This window comes from Neomelitea salexigens DSM 19753, assembly GCF_000422345.1.
Taxonomy (GTDB): Bacteria; Pseudomonadota; Gammaproteobacteria; order Pseudomonadales; family Spongiibacteraceae; genus Spongiibacter; species Spongiibacter marinus_A.
The window spans coordinates 49,090-64,583 of sequence record NZ_AULP01000002.1 but is presented as its reverse complement, the minus strand read 5'-3'; the positions used below and the strand labels follow the sequence as shown (position 1 = coordinate 64,583).

Sequence of the window (15,494 nt, the reverse complement as noted above, 5' to 3'; positions counted from 1 at the left end):
CGCATAGCGACATCTACAGAGAACCGAAAGTAAACACGCATATGCGCTGCGGGCCGTTGGCGCCGCTGTTTCTGTTCGAGATTTATGGAGCAATATGTGTGCCATATTTTTGTGCTGGTTTTTTGTTCAAAATCCGAGCGAAAAACCCACTTTGCCTGAAAACTGTGCGTTTTGCCAAAAAGTGCGCACCAATATAGTGCTCTAGTGTCTCATTTTGGTGCGGTATCGGGGTTTCTGCGGAGCTGAAGCGTTTTAAGTGAACCGCTATAATGCCCGCCCAGCTATCTCCGTGGTGCCACAATGAAGTTCATCGTAAAGCTCTTCCCTGAAATTATCATCAAGAGCAAACCTGTTCGCAAAAAGTTCATCAAACAGTTGCGCGATAATTTGCGCAAGCTGCTGATTCCGATTGATCCTGAATTGAATATTGTCCGCGAATGGGATCGCATCACTATTGAAACCCAGTGTCGTACCGACGCCGATATTGCAGCGATATTGGCGGTGCTGAGTAATACCCCGGGCATTGCTCATGTCATAGAAGTGGCGGAGTACCCCTTGGTAGATGTGCACGATATCTATGAAAAGGTCCGGGATGCCGTTGGCGATAGCTTGCGTGGCAAGACCTTTGCGGTGCGCTGTAAGCGCACGGGTGATCACGACTTCAACTCCAATGAGGTGGAGCGCTACGTCGGTGGCGGCCTGAACCAGTATTCAGAAACCGGGGGGGTAAAGCTTAAGAACCCGGACGAAGTTGTGCGGATCGAGGTGCGCAAGAATCAGTTCTTTGTCGTTAAGCAGCGACACGAAGGGCTGGGTGGCTACCCCATTGGCACTGTCGACTCTGTCGTCAGCCTGATTTCTGGTGGCTTTGATTCCACGGTCTCCAGTTACATGACGATGAAGCGGGGCATGCGCACGCATTTTTGCTTTTTCAATCTCGGTGGCCGCGAGCACGAGGTGGGGGTGAAAGAAGTCGCGCTGTATCTCTGGCAGAAATTTGGTGCTTCGCATCGCGTGAAATTTATCAGTGTGCCGTTTGAAGATGTTGTCGCCGAAATTTTGAAGAATGTTGAGAATTCGCAGATGGGGGTGATTCTCAAGCGCATGATGTTGCGCGCTGCGGAACAGGTGGCGGCCGAGCTGGAGGCACCAGCGCTGGTGACCGGTGAGGCGGTGTCTCAGGTGAGTAGTCAGACGCTAACCAATCTCTCTGTGATCGATCAGGTGACTGATACCCTGGTGTTGCGCCCGCTGATCACCAGCGACAAGCTGGACATTATCAATACCGCATCCAGAATTGGCACCGAGCAATTTGCCGCGAATATGCCTGAATACTGCGGTGTGATTTCTGTGAAACCCACCACACGTGCGCGCCCGGAGCGGATTGCTGCGGAGGAAGAGAAGTTCGACTTCTCAGTGCTTGAGCGCGCGGTTGCCAGTGCCAAATATATCAACATCGACAAATTGGCAGATGAAGAGGTCAGCCATACCGAGGTGGAAGTGCTGCCGATTCCCTTGGCTGACGCCGTGGTGCTGGATGTGCGCCACCCTGATGAAGTTGACCGCAAGCCGCTCAAGTTGGAGCGCAACCGTGTGGCGTGCATGCCCTTTTACGAATTGCATAAGCGCTGCGTTGAGCTCGATCGTGACACGGTCTACCAACTGTATTGCGACAAGGGGGTGATGAGTCGTTTACATGCTGCACACCTGCTTGAGCAGGGTTATGAAAACATTAAGGTGTATCGCCCCTCATGACTATCCACACGCAACCGCCGTTATTTGATGTCGAGATAGCGCCTCGCTGGGCCGATCAAGACAGCCTGGGGCATATCAATCACGTGCAGTACTTCTCTTATCTTGAGGAGGCGCGAGTGCACTGGCTGCGCTCCGAGGAAATGCTAGCCCTGGGCGGCTTTCGGCTTGTGATTGCGGCCATCGCGTTGAATTACCGGCAGGAGTGGCGACACGGCCGATCGCTGCGGGCGCGCGCCTGGGTTACGCGCGTGGGGAACAGTAGCTTTAGTTTGCGGCAAGCGCTATTTAGTGACGATGGTGAGCAGCTGGTGGCAGAGGGCGATGCCACCCTGGTACATGTGAATGAGGATCACCGGCCGGAGGCCATTTCTGCTGCTGCCAGGGCCGTACTGGCGCGGTCGCTGATCGAAAGCTAGCGCTTTTTCCGCTTCAGGGCGTAGCCAAATTGAAGTTATACAATTTGAAGCGTTGATCTTGCAGGGTCAGCGTTGCGGTCATGATCGCGCTGCCGTTTTCGAAATAAAGCTTGCTGCTGTAACTGAGTCGCGGCGAGTCTGCAAAGAGTGATAGGGCGCCACTCAGGCGAGAAAAGCGCAGTTCGTCCATGCGCTGATATTGCCCTAAATGCTGGTATTGCGCGCTGAGTGCAGCCAGTTGCTTATCATTGACTTGCGCCAGTGTTTCGCGACTGAGCTGGGCGCGCAGCGCCGCGGGCTGCCAGCTCGAAATACTGCTAAGTGCAGCGTCTAAATAACTGCGCGCGGGCTCGCCGTACTGCTCTTCTACTTGGCTGCTGTAGTAATACAGGCCACCAAAGACAATGAGGCCAACCAGAATAAAACTGCGGAGCAGGGTGCTGTTCACAAGTGATCCTAAATTGAGGTGCTAACGGTATCAGTGGCGCATAAGCCAGCCGAGTAGGCCCAGGCTGTGCAGGAACACCGCGATAATGCCCAGTGGCGCGATGTAGCGCAATAAAAAGCGCCAGGCTTTGAAGACCTTGGCGTGCAATATGCCGGTTTCGTCGAACACCCGGTCGCTCGGCATCAGCCAGCCGACAAATACCGCGATTAACAGGCCGCCAAGCGGCAGCATAACGTTGGCCGTCAGGTAATCCAGGGCGTTGAATACGGACTCGTAATGAATGCTCGCGATGCCGCCCAGCCAGGCGATGCCGGCCAAGCCGAAAGTGGATACCGGCCGCTTGATGCCGTGCTTTTCCAGCCACGCGACGCCCGGCTCAATCAGGGAGATCGACGAACTGAGTGCGGCGATGCTCACCAGAGTGAAAAACAGAGTGCCGAAAAAGATGCCTCCGCTCATGTTGGAGAACGCGATTGGCAGTGTCACAAACATCAGTCCAGGCCCTTGGCCCGGTGTTAGGTCGTTAGCGAAGACCAGCGGGAACATCGCCATGCCGGCCAGTAGGGCAATAATGGTATCCAGTGCGGCGATAGTCATGACGGTTTTGCCGATGGACGAATGCCCGGGAAAGTATGCGCCGTAGGCCATGATGGCGCCCATGCCAAGGCTCAAGGTAAAGAAGGCATGTCCCATCGCTACCAGTATTGCCTCGCCGTTTAGGCGGCTAAAATCCGTGTCGAACATAAAGTGCAGTCCGGCTTCGAAATCACCGTTTACCGCGCTGTAGCCCACCAGCAGTAACAGGAAGAAAAACAGCATGGGCATCAAAATGTCGACGGCCTTGCCGATGCCCTGCGTGACCCCCGCTGCTACAACGCCGGCGGTGAGCACGCAGAATACGCTGTGCCAGAGCAGCTGCTGGCTGTTGCTGGCGAGTAAACCGCTGAAGTTGCTCTCGATTTGCGCGGGGTCTAAATTGCTGTATGCGCCGCCGATACTCTGTGATACGTATTCCAGCGCCCAGCCAGCGACAACGCTGTAAAACATCATGATAAGCAAGCCGGCGAGCATGCCGACACCACCGATCACGCCCCAGTAACGACTGCGCCCGCTTTCTTTTGCCAGTTTGGCCATGGAGTCGGCGGGGTCGCTGCGCCCGGCGCGGCCGAGCATAACTTCGGCGATCATGACGGGAATGCCGATCATCAATATGCAGGCGAGGTAGACCAGTACAAATGCACCGCCGCCATATTCACCGGTGATATAGGGAAATTTCCAGATGTTGCCAAGGCCAACGGCTGAGCCTGTGGCGGCAAGTATAAATGTCCAGCGCGATTTCCATGTCACGCCCTCGGGGGCCGAAAGGGCTTTACTCATATTATTTTTCCGTCGCGGGAAGGCTTTTTTGGGAATTGTAGCGGTAAATGGTACTTCGGCCCAAGGTTTGGTCAGTGCAGTGGCCGAGTAAACACTGGCAATATGTCGTAGATGCTGGTGAATTGTGCTTATCTGGACCGTGCTGGTGTATACTGCGCGCCCAAATTTATCCGACGACGACCTCACTCATGATTGATAAGCTGCGCAATATTGCCATCATCGCCCACGTTGACCACGGTAAAACGACCCTGGTTGATAAACTGCTGAGTCAGTCGGGTACGCTCGACCGCCGCAACCAAGACACCGAGCGTGTTATGGACTCCAATGACCAGGAGAAAGAGCGCGGCATTACCATCCTTGCTAAGAACACCGCGATCCGCTGGAACGACTACCGCATTAACATTGTGGACACCCCAGGGCACGCCGACTTTGGCGGTGAAGTTGAGCGGGTGTTGTCGATGGTTGATTGTGTACTGCTGCTGGTAGACGCCGTAGACGGCCCTATGCCGCAGACACGCTTCGTTACCCAAAAAGCGTTCGAGCGCGGTCTAAAACCCATTGTTGTCGTCAATAAAGTCGACCGTCCGGGCTCTCGCCCCGACTGGGTAATTGACCAGGTCTTTGACCTGTTCGACCGCCTGGGCGCGACCGACGAACAGCTTGATTTCCCCATCATTTACGCATCTGCCTTGAACGGTATTGCCGGCCCAGAGGCCGACGAGCTGGCGGAGGATATGACGCCGCTGTTTGAGATGATCGTGGATAAAGTACCTTCTCCGGATGTCGACGTTGACGGCCCGCTGCAAATGCAAATTTCAGCGCTGGACTACAACAGCTATGTTGGCGTTATCGGTGTTGGTCGCATCACCCGCGGTACCATGAAGCCCAATGAGCAGGTTGTGGTTGTTGGCGCCGATGGTAAGCAGCGCAAAGGACGTGTGCTCACGGTGATGGGCTACCACGGTTTGGAGCGTGTTGAAGTCGAGCAAGCACAAGCTGGCGATATTGTATGTATCACCGGTATCGAAGGCTTAAATATTTCCGATACCATCTGTTCGCCCAGTCAGCCGGAAGCGTTGCCAGCGCTGACCGTTGACGAGCCCACAGTAAGTATGACCTTCCAGGTTAATGACTCACCGTTTGCCGGTTTGGAAGGCAAGTTTGTTACCTCGCGTAATATCAACGACCGCCTCCAGCAAGAGCTGATTCACAATGTGGCGCTCCGTGTTGAGCAGGGCGACAGTCCCGACAAGTTCAAAGTGTCCGGTCGCGGTGAGCTGCACTTGTCTGTATTGATTGAAACCATGCGTCGCGAGGGTTTTGAGCTGGGTGTATCCCGCCCTGAAGTTGTTCAGCGAGAAATTGACGGTGTTCTGCAAGAGCCCTTCGAACAGGTCGTTATCGACGTTGAAGAGCAGCACCAAGGTGCGGTCATGGAAGAGCTGGGACTGCGCAAGGCAGAGCTGACCAACATGGAGCCCGACGGCAAAGGTCGCGTTAAACTTGAGTTTATTGCGCCTGCACGTGGCCTGATCGGCTTCCGTGGTCAATTCCTGACGCTGACCTCGGGCAGCGGCATTATGACCACAGTCTTCGACCACTACGGTGAAGTGAAAGGCGGTGAGATGGCGAAACGCCAAAACGGCGTATTGGTCTCGATGGTGAAGGGTAAAACTCTCGCCTACGGTCTGTTTAACCTGCAGGATCGCGGTCGCCTGTTCCTTGGCCACGCTGAGGAAATTTACGAAGGGCAGATTATCGGTTTGCACAGCCGCAGCAACGACCTGGTGGTAAATGCGACCAAGGCCAAGCAGCTGACCAACGTTCGCGCTTCTGGCACCGATGATGCGCTGACGCTGACGCCACCGGTACGTCATACCCTTGAGCAAGCACTCGAGTTTATTGAAGACGACGAGTTGGTGGAAGTGACGCCGAAGAGCATTCGCCTGCGTAAAAAGCTGCTAACGGAAAACGAGCGCAAACGCGCGGCAAAATAATTTGCCTCGGGCGAGGGCGGGCAAGCCGTCCCTCGCTGCGCTACACTGAAGGTCTCCGCTGTTAATCGACCTCAGGTGCGCTGAATGTTGGCACTTTATCCCGATATCAAACCTTATCAACGTCATCGTCTGGCTGTTCAAGCCCCCCATGTCCTCTATGTAGAAGAGTCTGGTAACCCAGATGGTATCCCCGTGCTATTCGTGCACGGCGGCCCCGGTGCGGGTTGCAGCCCCAAGGCGCGCTGCTTTTTCGACCCAGAGGTCTACCGCATTATTTTGTTTGACCAGCGCGGCTGTGGCCAATCCGAGCCCCATGCCTGTTTGGACAACAATACGACGCAAGCGCTGATCGAAGACATGGAGGCGATTCGAGAGCACTTGGGCGTTCATCACTGGGTGCTGTTTGGTGGCTCCTGGGGATCCACGCTCAGTATTGCCTATGCACAACGTCACCCGAGCCGCGTGCTGGCGATGATATTGCGCGGTATATTTTTGTGCCGCCCTCAGGAGCTTCAGTGGTTTTACGAGGAGGGAGGTGCGAGCCGCGTCTTTCCCGATTACTGGCAGGAGTTTGACGAGGCTGCCCATCGCCAGCCTGGCGAGAGCTGGATCGATGCTTATCACCGGCAGTTGCACGGCAGTAATGAACTGGCGCGCATGTCGGCCGCAAAGGCTTGGTGCCACTGGGAGGGGCGCTGCTCAACGCTGCGCCCTAACCACGATGTTGAGGCGCATTTGCTGGACGCTCATACCGCCGTGGCGATGGCGCATATCGAGAACCACTTTTTTCGCAGTGACCCGTTCCTGTTGAATCAGGAAATCCTGGATAATATGTCGGCGCTGGAAGATATCCCCGGGGTTATTGTCCATGGTCGTTACGATATGATCTGCCCGCTAGACAATGCGATGACACTTTCGCAATACTGGCCAGCCGCCGAGTTGTTCGTGGTTCGCGATGCCGGGCACTCCGCTTTTGAGCCGAGCATGAGTGATGCCCTGGTAAAAGCGACAGATGAGATTGCCGAGGTGCTGGTGCGACAATTTTCGGGCGAGGGCGCGTAATGCCGCGCCACGGATTTACGTATTGAGAATTGAATGAAAGCACTACTTCAAAGGGTTCGCCACGCAAAGGTCGAGGTCGATCAGCACTGTGTTGGTGAAATCAGTCAGGGAATATTGTTGTTTCTCGGGCTGGAAAAACACGATAGTGAAGCTGAGTTGGAAAGGTTATTGGAGAGGGTGCTGAATTACCGCATTTTTTCCGATGAGCAGGGGCGTATGAATTTGTCGCTGCGCGACATTGATGGCGGGTTGCTGGTGGTTTCCCAGTTCACCCTCGCGGCACAAACCAGTAAGGGGCGTCGTCCCGGATTTTCAACGGCCGCCGAACCCGAGCGCGCCCGCCAGCTTTACGATCATGCCCTGGCGTGGCTTTCTCCTCGCCAGGCAAAATTGGCCAGCGGAGAATTCGGCGCGGATATGCAGATATCGCTGCTCAATGACGGGCCGGTGACTTTTCTACTGGAATCGTAACGATATCCCACTCTCGACAGGTTTATGGCGACCTGGTTCCCGCGTTTTTACCGTTTTTCGCGTCTGTGTCAATTCCTTCACAAAGCCGGTTTTTTTTGGTGAACTCAGTGATATGAGCTCGTCTAAAGGGCATCTATTGGCAAAAAAGGATGTCTTATGAAGCGCATTACATCGACCCTAATGGTTCCCGCTGGCTTTCTTGCACTGGCGGTTAGCTCACCACTGATGGCAAAGGAATTTAGCTACAGTTATGCGGAATTAGGGGTGGCTGATATTGAGGTGGATGATCGCGAGGGCGACTACCTTTATGGTGGCGGTTCGCTGGCCTTGGATCGCAATGTATTTATTCGCGCGTCAGTGGGTAACCTGGATTTTGATCCCGGTGAGGCCGATGTGGTGAGCCTCGGCGTCGGTCATCCGATGCGGATTTCTGAACGTAGCGACCTAGTATTGGCGCTGGACTACAGCTATACCGACCCAGACAGAGGTGACAACGATATTGATACCTTGGCGGCGAGTGTGCAATCACGCACCTGGTTGACCAATAATATAGAGGGTAATCTGAGTGCGGGTTATGCCCACGCAGATTACGATAAGGGTGATGACAGCGGCGCTGTGCTCGGCGCGGGTGTGCGACTCTACGTGACGCCACTGGTCTCTGTGGCAGCGGAGCTGAATCGCAGCTTTGTGGGCGACCTTGATACAGACAGCTTTGGCATTAGTGGCCGCGTGCAGTTTTAAATGCAGCGGGAGCTAAAAAACGGCGCAGGGTGCGCCGTTTTTTAGCGCGGTTCAGAGCGTTTTTGGGCTCAGTCGTTTAGCAAAAAACTGGCTGATGTCATGGGCGATAAAAAACAGGATTGGCACTAAAAATAAGGTGACTGCTGTGGCAAATAATATACCGAAGCCAACGGAGGTGGCCATTGGCTTAATGAATTGTGCCTGTATCGATGTTTCCAGCTGAATGGGGAGTAGCCCCAAAAAAGTGGTTAGTGAGGTCAGTATCACCGCGCGAAAGCGCATCTGTCCGGCTTCGACCACGGCTTTGAGTTTTTCTTCCCCCTCGGAAACCTTCTGGTTGATGAAGTCCACCAGAACCAGCGAGTCATTCACCACCACCCCTGCGAGCGCAACCACACCGATAATAGACAGCATGCTCAGATCATTGCCGGTTAGCCAGTGTCCAATAATGGCGCCTGCTACTGAGAAGGGAATTGCCGACATAATATACAGCGGCTGGATATAGGACTTCAGCGGAATGGCCAGTGCGGCAAAAATCAGCAGTAATACCAGCGACCCCATTACCTGTAGTTCGCGGGTATCTTTTTGCTGCTCTTCCACCTGGCCGGTGTAGTAATAGCTAACCGCAGGGAATTGTTTTAGTAGCGTGGGCATCACGTCCCGGTCGAGCTTGGCGACCACCGCATCGGGTTCAATGGTGGCTTTGTCGATGCCCGTTTGGATGTTGACCACGCGCTTTCTGTCGACCCGTTTGATGCTGGAAATGCCAGAGGAATATTGCGCCTCGGCCACTTCACTGAATGGCACTCGCTCACCACTTGGCAGCTTGATCCACAATTGCTCTAGGGTTTCCAGCGTGTTGCGCTCGGCGAGTGGCAATCGCGCGTAGACTCGCACTTCGTGACGGCCGCGTTGGAAGCGCTGAATTTCAGCACCAAAGAAGGCTTGGCGCACTTGGCGGGCAATTTCGGCCTGGCCGAGACCCAGCAATTCGCCGGCGGGTTTAATGCGAATATCCACCTCTGGTGCGCCGGCGCCAAAGGTATCGCGGATATCGAACACGCCGCTTATTTGCTGAAGCTCCGCTTTGAGCCACTGCGCGGCGCGCTGCAGCTCACCGAGGTCGTCAGACTCTAACGCGACGTCGAGGTCGACGCCCTCGCCCGGGCCCGCTTTTGCATCGAAACTCAGCTGTTTAATACCGGGGAGCGGGCCGATCGCTTCTCGCCACCACTGGGCGAGAATAACGGAATCGATTTGCCGTTGTTCCGAGGGGACCAGGGACGCCCAAATTCTCGCCTGGTCGTCTGAGCTGCTCAGGGTTTCAATATTGCTAATGGCATCGACATCCTCACCAGTACGCTCGCGGTAGCGCTCGTTGACGGTCGTGGCCGCCGCCTCGATTTTCAGTGCGTAGTCATGAGTGAGTTGATAGGGCGCGCTGGGCGGCAGCCGCAGGCTAATTACGATCTGGTCTGAGGGAACATCGGGGAAGAACACCATGCGGACGATACCGGCGGGTACCAGGCTGAGAACAACAATAAAGCCGGCCACAAATACGGCGAGGCTCACATAGCGATACGCAAGCAAGGTTTGCAACGCTGGGCGATAAATATTGTGCACAAACGCCTTTAACTGGCGGTCAAAGCCGTTTTGCAGGGCCGCGATGGGGCCGGTAGATTTTTTATCCAGTTTGATATGGCGAAGGTGGGCGGGCAAGATCAGCTTGGTTTCTATCAGAGAAAAGATCAGGCAGAAGATCACGACCACGGCGATATTGGAGCCAAAGCGGCCGATGTGCGAGGTCATTGTCAGCATCGGGGTGAAGGCGATAATGGTCGTGAGCACGCCAAATATTGTCGCCGTCGAGACGCGTTTTACCCCGTGAATAATGCTGTCTAAGCCTTGTTGCTCTCTCTCCAGGTAGCTGTAGGCGCTCTCGCCGGTAACAATGGCATCGTCCACTACAATGCCCAGCACCAGCAAAAAACCGAATAGCGACATCAGGTTTATCGAGTAGTCGAAAAAGCCCAGGTTCATCACCATCATGGCGCCAAGAAAGCTGAATGGCACGCCGATTAACACCCAAAAGGCCATGCTCAGGCGTAAAAATAGCGCCAGTGCCAGTAAAACTAAAATGCCGCCTTGCAGCGCATTTTTAAGTAGTAAGTCGATTCGGCCTTTGAGGATACGCGAGTTATCGAACCAGACATTGAGGCTGACACCATCGGGTAATTCCAGTTGTTTCTGGGCGGCGTAGTCTTTGACTAACTGGCTGACATCGAGGGTACTTTGGCGGCCGACGGTGAAGATTGTGAGCCGCGCGCCGTTGGCGCCATTCAGGCGGCTGAGAATAGGCTGCTCGCTGAAGCCATCGCGCACATTGGCAATATCGCCGAGCAGCAAGCGGGTACCGTCCGGGCGGGTGAGTAGCGGAATGCGGCGATACTCATCGCCACTGTAGGCCTGACCTTGGGAGCGAAGAGTAATGGTGCCGCTGTCAGTGCGAACATTGCCGCCGGGTAAGTTTTCGGATCGACTGCGAATGAGTGTGACAACTTGGTCAAAGCTCAGGCCGTACTGCCGAAGTGTGCTGTCAGAGAGCTCAATGGCCACCTCGTAATCGCGCACGCCGACGAGTTCGATCTGGGTAATCTCGCCGGTCGCCAGCAGGTCGTCGCGGACTTCGTCAGCGAGGGCTTTGAGTTGATGCTCGCTAAGTTTTTCGCCAGCGATACTCAGGTTGATCGTGTGATTCTTGGCCAGTATTTCTTCAATGATAGGTTTTTCGGCATTGGCGGGAAACGAGGCGATGGCGTTAACGCGGGAGGTGACATCGTTGAGTACTGGCGCCATATCGGTCTTGGGCTGCATTTGTACTAACACCGTGGCGACATTCTCATTGGCCTCGGCAATAATGTCGTCGACGTCTTCCATGTCCTGCAGGGCTTCTTCAATTTTGATCAGAATGCCTTCCTCTACCTCGCTGGGGGAGCTGCCGGGGTAGGGAACAGTGATACGGATCATCTCCAGTGGGATAGTAGGGAAGACCTCCTTGCGCAGATCCAACAGGGAAACTAGGCCGGCGAGCATCACCACGGCCATTAACAGATTGGCGGCGACGGGATTGCGGGCCATCCAGCCAATGGCGCCACTGCGGCGATCATAGGGGGTCATAGCGACTCGACTCTAACTTTCATGCCCTCGGTCATAATGTCTAGGCGGCTTAGTACCAGCTGGTCACCGACGATTAGGTCTCCCCTTATCACGGCGTGTTGGGCATTCTTTTGCAATATTGTTACCGCCACGCGCTGTAATTGTTGCTGTGGGTCGAGGCGGTAAACGAAGCGGTTTTCAAAAACAGCGCTCGCGGGAATGCGAAAGGCGTCGTCAAATTCAACGCCGTGAATATCGGCGCGAACAAACTGACCGATGCGCAGCGCCGGCTTGGTCGCGTAGGGGGCGTCCAGCACGGCCACCGCGTATGCGACCCGAGTCGCGTCGTCCAATTGTTGGTTGAGGCGACCCAGGCGCGCTTGCCAGCGACCGGTTTGTTGGTCAATGGCATGAAGTGTAATGCTGACGGCCTCGACCGCCTCCAGCACCTCCAATTCGGCGTGGCTAATCGGCAGGGGAACCTCTACTCGGTCTACCGCTTGGAAACTGGCGAGGACGCTGCCGGGTGCCACATATTGCCCGAGGGCTACTTGTTTGATACTGACTAGCGCTTCCATCGGCAGTGAGATTTCTGTTCGCGAAAGATCGACGTTGGCCTTGCGGATTTGCGCTTTTGCGGCGGCAATCTGGGCCCGCGCCCGTCGAATTTGCGGGTGGCGTGGGTTGCGGGTTTCAAAGCGGCTGCGGGTGTCTGCCAGGGCTAATTCGGCGTCGCGCAGGGCGAGCAGCGCCTGGGCTTCTGCCAGTTTGTATTGGCTGCGGTCCACTCTGGCGATGGGGGTATCGGCAGCGATAATGGCGCCGACCTCCAGCGCAGGGTTCACCCAGGTGATTCTACCGGCGACGTCACTGGTTAATTGCAAGGTGGTTTTTGCTCTCACCGTGCCGTGCGAGCCGAGGGTCATCGCGGCCCCTTGGCGTTCGATGGTATGCACCTGCACAAGCGGTTGCTCGTCCACGCGGGGTTGGGATGCAAGCTCTGGCCGGTTGCTGATAAGCACCTTGGCCAGCAACAATGCGCCGATAACGATTAACGGGGGTAGTACGAACTTGAGGCGTTTTCTTAACACGGTAATCGCGATCCCTGAAATTGCTGCCTATGTAGGTGTTATTCCCGGCCAGAATTAATTTGAGGTGGCCGGGCTGTTGTTGCCGCCGTCGCGCTGTTGGAAGCGCTGTTTCTTTCTATACGGGAATACGTCGGCTACATAGCCGTTGCGAATCTTGTCCTGCAGCTCGCGCCAGTAATCGGGGTCGTAGAGGTCGCTGTGCAACTCGTCAAATACCTTCTTGGCGCGCTGATTCCCCGAGAAGAACAGGCGGAATTCTTCCGGGAAAACATCCTCAGGCTTCACCTCATACCAGGGTTGGGTGGCCATGGCCTGCTCCTCTGTTTTCGGCTCGGGCAGGCGGCGGAAGTTACAGTCGGTTAGCGGACAAATTTCGTCGTAGTCATAGAACACCACACGGCCGTGGCGAGTAACGCCAAAGTTTTTAAGCAGCATATCACCGGGAAAGATATTCCCCGCTGCGAGCTGTTTAATGGCACTGCCGTATTCGTCCATTACGCTGTAAAGCTGCTCTTCGTCGCAGTCTTTCAGGTAGAGGTTGAGGGGAATCATTTTCCGCTCAATATAAACGTGCTTAAGTATCAGCACATTGCCGTGTTCCTCGACCAACGAGGGAGCCTCTTTATAGAGCTCGGCCATGAGTTCGTCGGAGAAACGACGGCGGTCAAAGGCAAGGTTGTTAAACTCTTGGGTGTCGGCCATGCGGCCGCCTCGGTCCCAGCGTTTTACTAGGCTGTAGCATTTTCTGACGTGTTCTCGGCTCATCTCTTTAGGCGGCGTGAACTTGTCTTTGATCACTTTGTACACGTACCCGAAGTCTGGCCGGGTGAATACCAGCATCACCATGCCCTTGATTCCAGGGGCGATCACATAGGGATCTTCGCTGTTTATAGTGTCGTTTACCGCAAAGCGGTAAAACTCGGTTTTGCCGTGCTTTTGCATACCGATTGCGTTGTAGAGTTCAAACACCTCTTTGTGTGGCATGAGACGTCGCAAAAATGCCACGTATTCCGACGGAATCGAGGCGTCGACCATAAAGTAGCTGCGGCTGAAGCTGAAAAGAATCGATAGGTCGTCAGGCTCATGCAGCAGGGTGTCAACGAATAGTGAGCCGTCGTCGGAGTGCAGGATTGGTAGCACAAAGGGCTTGCTGAAATTACCACTGTAGGCGCGCCCTACCAAATACGCCGCTTTGTTACGAAAGAACAGTGATTCTAAGGTTTCCACCCAAATTTCGCCGGCACCTTCGGGAATGCGGGGCACCAGGTCCTGGTTGACGACATTCATAACAAATTGAATATCGCGCTGTTGGTCCTCCCAGGGAATATTGAACTCACAATCGTCGAGCATTTGTTTGACGATGGCGGCGCCATTGTCGCCATTGAATTTGTAGCGTCGCAGGATGGAGTCGCTGTCTATAGGCCCCCTATGTCCCGTTGGGGTGCTGGCAAAGGTATGTCGATCGCGGATTTTCTCGTGCTCGAAAACGTAGCAGTAAATGGAGTTAAAGAAGGATTGTGCAATTTCGTAATTGTCGTGATTCTGAATTAGCTCCGCGTATTCTTGCTTGGCAACTTCCCAGTGCTCGCGGTCCTGCACGCTGCCGCCGGTAATGGTGTGGGCGGCTTCGGCAACAATGACCCGTTTTTGCTTCCAGAGGTTGAGGCGCGCGCGCATCGCCTCTTGAGAACCGTGCCAATCAGCGGCTTCAAAGCGGGCTTGGGCGCCGAGGGTGATATTTTTAAATTCGGCGAAAAACGCATCGAAGCCATTGAGAATGGCCATCGCGAGTCGGCGGGTAACAGCGGTCATTGCTGGTAGTGTCCTGTCACGTAGGAGGGTATAGCTAAGAGTCTGCCCGACTTTCGCAGAAAAGCGAAGCCGGGCTGTAGGGCGTGGCGATATTCGCTTACAGGAAGCAGTCTGCCATCACTTCACGGGCTTCTGCCTGCTGGCAGTTGAGGATCATCGTGCCGACTTCGCCGCGTTGATTCGCCGCTTTCCAGTCTTGGGCGCGCTCGCGAATGCGGGCTTCCGGGCCAACCAGCGCGACCTCGTCGACAAGTTCGTTGGGCACGGCTTCGCGAGCTTCGTCTTTCTTGCCGGCCAGGTAGAGGTCCTGCACTTTTTCTGCGGCGTCGCCGTAGCCCATGCGGGTGGCGTAGTCAGTGTAGAAGTTCTTGCCCTTGGCGCCCATGCCGCCAATATATAGCGACAGGAAGTCTTTAATGAAGTGGCGACAGCCATCGAGGTTGTCGTCCATGATTACCCCGACAAAGGGGGCAACATCGAAGTCGGCTTTAGTGCGGCCGCTCTTCTCCAGCCCCTTGTTGATAGCGGGCTCAAGCACTGAATATTTGTCTGGACTCATCCACACCGGGAATACCCCGTCGGCGACTTCGGCCGAGGCCGCTACTCCGGCGGGAGTGATGGACGCCGTGTAAATGGGGATGCTGGGGTCTCCGTGCAAAATTGACTTAAGTGCCTTGCCCAGGCCGGTGGTGCCTTCACCTTTGTTGGGGATCTGGTACATCTTGCCGTCAAATTCCAGCGGGCCTTTGCGCTCGAAAATCTGCTTCATAATTTTGATGTACTCGCGGGTGCGGGTGACGGGCTTGCCGTAGGGCACGCCGTGCCAGCCTTCCACTACCTGTGGTCCCGATGCACCCAGGCCGACAATGAAGCGGCCATCGGAAAGGGCGTCTAGGCTCATTGCCGTCATCGCCGCCATGGCGGGGCTGCGTGCGGGCATCTGCATAATGGCAGTACCCACTTTAATTTTTTCGGTCTGCGCAAGTATCCAGGCGGCCGGGCTAACAGCATCAGAGCCGTAGGCCTCAGCGGTCCACACTGAGTCGAAGCCCAAGGCCTCGGCGTGTTTAATGTCGTCCATTGGCAGCGTTAACTTCGCGCCTGAGTAGCCCAGTAGTAGTCCCAGTTTCATTGCTGTTCCCCTTATTATTGTAGCGGGGCACCCGCG

General features: G+C 55.2%; 12 protein-coding genes. 6 read left to right on the top strand and 6 right to left on the bottom strand.

Going from position 1 to position 15,494, the window contains the following annotated elements:
• The first annotated feature begins 300 nt into the window (after positions 1–300).
• Entirely contained in the window at positions 301–1,755 is a 1,455-nt protein-coding gene (thiI, locus tag H573_RS0103585) for a tRNA uracil 4-sulfurtransferase ThiI (protein ID WP_027873070.1), read from the top strand.
• Complete coding sequence (locus tag H573_RS0103580) at positions 1,752–2,171, top strand: acyl-CoA thioesterase (RefSeq protein ID WP_027873069.1); 420 nt, start codon at positions 1,752–1,754, stop codon at positions 2,169–2,171. Before thiI ends, H573_RS0103580 begins: the two co-directional genes overlap by 4 nt.
• Positions 2,172–2,184: 13 nt before the next feature.
• Here the strand turns inward: H573_RS0103580 and H573_RS0103575 are convergent, their stop codons facing one another.
• Both H573_RS0103575 and H573_RS0103570 read right to left on the bottom strand, forming a co-directional pair.
• A complete protein-coding gene (locus H573_RS0103575; protein ID WP_027873068.1) occupies positions 2,185–2,619 on the bottom strand; it encodes a hypothetical protein in 435 nt (144 codons plus the stop codon).
• Positions 2,620–2,649: 30 nt separating this feature from the next.
• Positions 2,650–3,996, bottom strand: coding sequence for a sodium-dependent transporter (locus tag H573_RS0103570; protein WP_027873067.1), 1,347 nt, complete (start codon positions 3,994–3,996; stop codon positions 2,650–2,652).
• Positions 3,997–4,184: 188 nt separating this feature from the next.
• On the opposite strand from H573_RS0103570, the gene typA reads away from it, so the two are divergent.
• The 4 genes from typA to H573_RS0103550 all read left to right on the top strand — a co-directional run bounded on the left by typA (position 4,185) and on the right by H573_RS0103550 (position 8,267).
• Positions 4,185–5,993 (top strand): translational GTPase TypA, encoded by a 1,809-nt coding sequence (gene typA, locus H573_RS0103565; RefSeq protein WP_027873066.1) that lies wholly within the window; start codon positions 4,185–4,187, stop codon positions 5,991–5,993.
• An 84-nt stretch (positions 5,994–6,077) separates the two neighbouring features.
• Positions 6,078–7,055 (top strand): prolyl aminopeptidase, encoded by a 978-nt coding sequence (gene pip / locus H573_RS0103560; RefSeq protein ID WP_027873065.1) that lies wholly within the window; start codon positions 6,078–6,080, stop codon positions 7,053–7,055.
• Positions 7,056–7,088: 33 nt separating this feature from the next.
• Entirely contained in the window at positions 7,089–7,526 is a 438-nt protein-coding gene (gene dtd, locus H573_RS0103555; protein ID WP_027873064.1) for a D-aminoacyl-tRNA deacylase, read from the top strand.
• A gap of 156 nt (positions 7,527–7,682) precedes the next feature.
• The gene (locus H573_RS0103550) at positions 7,683–8,267 is read left to right on the top strand and encodes an outer membrane beta-barrel protein (RefSeq protein ID WP_027873063.1); all 585 of its coding nucleotides are present in this window, start codon (positions 7,683–7,685) and stop codon (positions 8,265–8,267) included.
• A gap of 51 nt (positions 8,268–8,318) precedes the next feature.
• On the opposite strand, the gene H573_RS0103545 is transcribed toward H573_RS0103550, so the two are convergent.
• From H573_RS0103545 to H573_RS0103530, 4 genes are all read right to left on the bottom strand, one after another.
• The gene (locus H573_RS0103545; protein ID WP_027873062.1) at positions 8,319–11,444 is read right to left on the bottom strand and encodes an efflux RND transporter permease subunit; all 3,126 of its coding nucleotides are present in this window, start codon (positions 11,442–11,444) and stop codon (positions 8,319–8,321) included.
• A complete protein-coding gene (locus tag H573_RS0103540; RefSeq protein WP_027873061.1) occupies positions 11,441–12,514 on the bottom strand; it encodes an efflux RND transporter periplasmic adaptor subunit in 1,074 nt (357 codons plus the stop codon). Before H573_RS0103540 ends, H573_RS0103545 begins: the two co-directional genes overlap by 4 nt.
• Before the next feature lie 54 nt (positions 12,515–12,568).
• The gene (gene aceK / locus H573_RS0103535) at positions 12,569–14,326 is read right to left on the bottom strand and encodes a bifunctional isocitrate dehydrogenase kinase/phosphatase (RefSeq protein ID WP_027873060.1); all 1,758 of its coding nucleotides are present in this window, start codon (positions 14,324–14,326) and stop codon (positions 12,569–12,571) included.
• A 97-nt stretch (positions 14,327–14,423) separates the two neighbouring features.
• On the bottom strand, positions 14,424–15,458 hold the full coding sequence (locus tag H573_RS0103530; RefSeq protein ID WP_027873059.1) for an LLM class F420-dependent oxidoreductase: 1,035 nt from the start codon (positions 15,456–15,458) through the stop codon (positions 14,424–14,426).
• Positions 15,459–15,494: the final 36 nt, after the last annotated feature.